Here is a 3,216-nt window from a genome sequence, read left to right as displayed (position 1 = left end):
TACGTGCGCGACGCCATCCGTGCGAACGCGGTGAGGGCCGGACGCTAGGCGGCCGGCCCTCACTCGCAGACCCCGGAAGTCGCAGCGGCGCTAGCCGCCGCCCCCTCCTCCGCCTCCGTACACCTCGAAGGCGTCGACGAACACGTTGTAGCCGGCGGACAGCCGGTTCTTGCCCCTGATGCAGCCGACGCTCAGCACGTGGCGGCCGGCCGGCAGGTCGCTGCGCGCGTACACCACCTCGCGGAACCTGTTCGGGCTCGCGTAGAGGTCGATGGTTGCGACGTGCACGCCGTCCAGCCAGATGCGCGCGAGCCCCGACGAGGTGGTACGCGCACAGATCACCGCGACGCCCGTGCCGTCGAACTCGATCGTCGCGGTGGCGTACGACGCGGTGTAGCGAGCCGAGCCGCCCTCGAACTGCGAGCGGAGCAGCGTCGTCCACGGGCCGGCCCACATCAGTGACGGATCGGAGCTGCCGACGGTCTCGCGCGTGACGGTCGCGTGCCCGGCGTCACTCCAGTTGCCGTCCTCATCGCAGGCGAACAGCGAGAAGTAGCGCGTCCCGTCGAGGTCGTCCGCCGTGCCGTCACAATCGTTGTCGGGACTGTCCGTCATGACGATCGAGCTCACGTCGTACGGGTCGGTCGGATAGCGCGTGTCCGAGTACATGACCCGCGTGAAGTCGAAGTCCGGATCCGTAGGCCGGCTCCAGGCCAGCCGTATCGACCCGCCACCCCCGCCGCCCCCGCTCGGGTCGACGAACGCGCTGCGCACGACGGGCGCCTCGGGAGGCGTGATGTCCTCCTCGCGCAGAGGCACCGGTGCGAGCAGCGCGAACTTGGAGAAGCTGTCCGTCTGCGCGCAGATGGTGAGCATGCCGTCCTCATGGGTGACCGACATGACCGGGAGCGGCTCGTAGATGCCGAGGCCGTCGTCGTATCGGGCCGGCACGGGGACGACGCCATCGTCCGGGATGCGCCAGCGCACGTAGGTCGGCACCGGCGGCGTGTACCACCGGGTCTCCGTCATGGTCGGCGCGGGCGGCACGTCCTCGATCTCGCCGAGACCGACCGACTGCGTCACCTCGTACACCGAGAAGTCGTACACCTCGGCCGCGTAGTGCCAGCCCATCGGGGGCTCCGGCTCGACCGCGTGCGGCAGCTGCGCCATGACCGCCTTGAGCGTCGGGCCCGGCACCAGGGGCGTGCCCGGCGCCATGGGCGACTCGGTGTAGAAACTCGCCTCGGTCCCCTTCCACGTCAGGTCGAGCGCCTGGTCGCCGGTGAAGATGCTCATGTGCGTCGGCACCGGCCGCTGGCGGTACGCGACCTCGTCGTAGACGTCGAAGAAGCTCTGGACGTCGGGACTGCCGTCCTCGTCGATCAGGCCGTCGAGGTCCTCGTCGATCGCGACGTGTGCTATGCCGGACTCGCCGGGCCCGCCGCTCGGCGGATCGCCCTGCGGCTTCACGAGCGCCGGGCCGACCGACAGCGCGTCGTTGACGCCGTCCTCGTTCCGCAAGCCGTCGTGGTCCTCGTCCGTGTTCATGTAGGTGACCGCTCCGGGACAGGCCCACGCGAACAGCTCGCGCGTCGTGGTCCGGTCGTCGTTGTCGCCACACAGGTCGGCGAGGCTCGTCGCGTGCCCGCCGGTCACGATCGGCGACAGCATCGTCAGTCCGTCGAGCAGGCCCTTGGTGAGCACACCGTGCGAGATGCCCTGCTCAGTGGCGACGTCATCCGCCGGAGCGGCCGTGATGACCTCGAAGTGGCCCGGACGCAGCGGCTTGCCCGCGGCGTCCGTCAGACGCTGCAGGTCGGGTACGAAGCTGCCCGAGAAGCAGGAGTCGAGGATGACGACGATCGTCACCGACTCCGGGAACCCGGACAGCCATTGGGTCAGCTGGTCGTCGGTGACCCGCTGGCCGCCCGCGACCAGGATCGTGTCGTCGACCGCGACCTTGTCGTCCTTGTCACCGTCACCGTTGACGTCGACGCCGCCGTCGGAGGCGCCGACCTTGCCGTCACCATCAGTGTCCTGGCCGATCGTGATGTAGTCCGGCGGCGGGGCCGGGTTCACACGCTGCACGCTCACGGACCCGTCGGATTCCTTCCACAGCTCCGTGTCGACGACTCCGTCGCCGTTCATATCGTACTCGCGGTAGGTCGTGCTGCCCGCGGCAGGCGTCGTCATGCCGCTGGCGTCGAACCCGCCGAACTCGCTTTCCGGGATGAGGATGGCCGTCTCGTCGCCGTTCTGGTCGATCACGCCGCCGCGCCAGCCCCTGGTCTTGTGGTATCCGCCGCCGTGGCCCGAGAAGTAGAACAGGAACTCGTCTCCCGGCTTCGATGAAGCCTTCGCGGCGTTGATGGCGTTCTGGATCGCATTCGGCGTCGCCGCGCCGCCGGTCAACACCGTCTGGTCCGCAGCGGACCACGAGGCGCCATAGCCGGCGAGCGCGCCGGCCGTGGCGGTCGCATCGTCCTCGGCATACTTGAGGCCGTTGTTCACACCGACGAACACGCCACGGAACCGCGTGGCCTTCGTGTTGTCGAGGATCTTCGACTCCGTGGCATAGGTGTCGGTGTCGTCGACCCGCCCGTCGCCGTTGAAGTCCCACCAGACGTCGTCGTAGCGGCCGCCACCGTCCCAATCGACGCCGATCATCTCGCCGCCGCCGGCCAGCGGCGCGGTCGTGATCCGTCCGCCCGGCTTCATCCTCGGCGAGCGGGACGTGTCGCCGCCCGTGTTCACCGCTTCGGTGCTGTCGATCACCCCGTCCTCGTCCGGGTCGTGCCAGACCTCGTCGACGACGCCGTCGCCGTCCCAGTCGACCTCCACCTTCTCCGGCTTGCCGTCGTTGTCGGCGTCCGTCGTGGTGAAGGTCGTCTGGCCTTCGCGCGCTGCGAAAGCGCTCCACGGCGCGACCCCGAGGACCAAGGCCGCCGCCAGCACGACCGCCACCGTCGCGCGCGCCCGTTCACGTCCGAATGCCAGCATTCGGACCACCCCCTCTTCGGATGCTAGGAGCCCTGCATGCCGCTTGGATTCCCAACCATGCGCATGCATACACACGCGCACGTGAGGGCGGTGCGCGGTCGGTCGCGACGCGGCGGTCCCGGCGCCGCAGGGCAGTGACGGACGGCTAGCGCGCGCGCTTGCCGCGGAACAGCCGGCGGGCGCCGAGCATCGTGGTGCGCGCGAGCGCCTCGAACA

Annotated in this window: 1 protein-coding gene; it reads right to left on the bottom strand. The window is 69.7% G+C overall.

The window, feature by feature from the left end; all coding sequences use genetic code 11:
- Positions 1-90: 90 nt before the first annotated feature.
- Entirely contained in the window at positions 91-3,000 is a 2,910-nt protein-coding gene (locus tag FDZ70_08325; protein ID TLM72542.1) for a hypothetical protein, read from the bottom strand.
- Positions 3,001-3,216 lie beyond the last annotated feature (216 nt).

This window comes from Actinomycetota bacterium (assembly GCA_005774595.1).
Lineage (GTDB): Bacteria > Actinomycetota > Coriobacteriia > Anaerosomatales > D1FN1-002 > D1FN1-002.
This window is presented reverse-complemented; position numbering and strand designations above follow the sequence as displayed.

What these genes read in the sequence shown, in the direction of transcription:
- FDZ70_08325 (TLM72542.1), bottom strand. Translation starts at nt 3,000, where the DNA reads ATGCTGGCATTCGGACGTGAACGGGCGCGCGCGACGGTGGCGGTCGTG.